General features: G+C 40.0%; 2 tRNA genes and 2 rRNA genes. All 4 read right to left on the reverse strand.

Annotated features, from left to right (window positions below):
- Positions 1 to 253: 253 nt before the first annotated feature.
- Positions 254 to 326: transfer RNA gene (locus BN3326_RS00045), tRNA-Ala, on the reverse strand.
- A 70-nt stretch (positions 327 to 396) separates the two neighbouring features.
- Positions 397 to 470, reverse strand: a tRNA-Ile gene (locus tag BN3326_RS00050).
- Positions 471 to 475: 5 nt separating this feature from the next.
- Positions 476 to 593 (reverse strand): 5S ribosomal RNA (gene rrf, locus BN3326_RS00055).
- Between the two features lie 135 nt (positions 594 to 728).
- Positions 729 to 839, reverse strand: a 16S ribosomal RNA gene (locus BN3326_RS00060); the annotation flags it as partial.

Genomic DNA, 839 nt, shown 5'->3' on the forward strand with positions numbered 1-839 from the left:
GCATCCACTCTACGCTCTTAGTAGCTTGACCTAATAGATAAACTTTTGTTTATAAATAAACTCTGTTTATCGGTCAATATTTCTATATAATATAGAAAATAGTGCCTTGTTATTCTAAAGCAAACTTACGTTTACTTAAAAAGAATAGTTTAATATTTTCGGTTAAATTGTAGATTTTAAATTATAAAGTTTAAAATCTCATTTGATTATGTTTAGTTTTCAAAGTACAAAGTGTCCTAAAATCCAAGGACAATGGAGATTACGAGACTCGAACTCGTGACCCCCTGCTTGCAAGGCAGGTGCTCTCCCAACTGAGCTAAACCCCCAATACAATTTCTTGTATTAGTTATTAAGTTTTTGTCAATAAAAAAACTAAATACATAGTATTTAGTTGAATAGGCCCAAATGGACTCGAACCATCGACCTCACGCTTATCAGGCGTGCGCTCTAACCACCTGAGCTATGAGCCTATGTAATTTGGCAGCCACCTACTCTCCCGGTCCGTCTCCAGACAAGTACCATCGGCCGACTAGGTCTTAACCTACGTGTTCGGTATGGGAACGGGTGTGTCCCCTAATCGCATCGCCACCAAAAATGTTAGATATTAATATATAGAGGTTATCTATGACCCCACCCTATCTTTTGCGCTCTGACGAGCTAGAATCTAGGTTGAAAGTTCTTTGAACTTTCAAAATAAAACAGTAACCATACTCAGTCATTTTCCTTAGAAAGGAGGTGATCCAGCCGCACCTTCCGATACGGCTACCTTGTTACGACTTCACCCCAGTCATTGGTTTTGCCTTAGGCGGCTCCTTCCCCGAAGGGTTAGGTCACCGACG

It is taken from the genome of Cellulosilyticum sp. I15G10I2 (genome assembly GCF_900095725.1).
Classification (GTDB): Bacteria; Bacillota; Clostridia; order Lachnospirales; family Cellulosilyticaceae; genus FMMP01.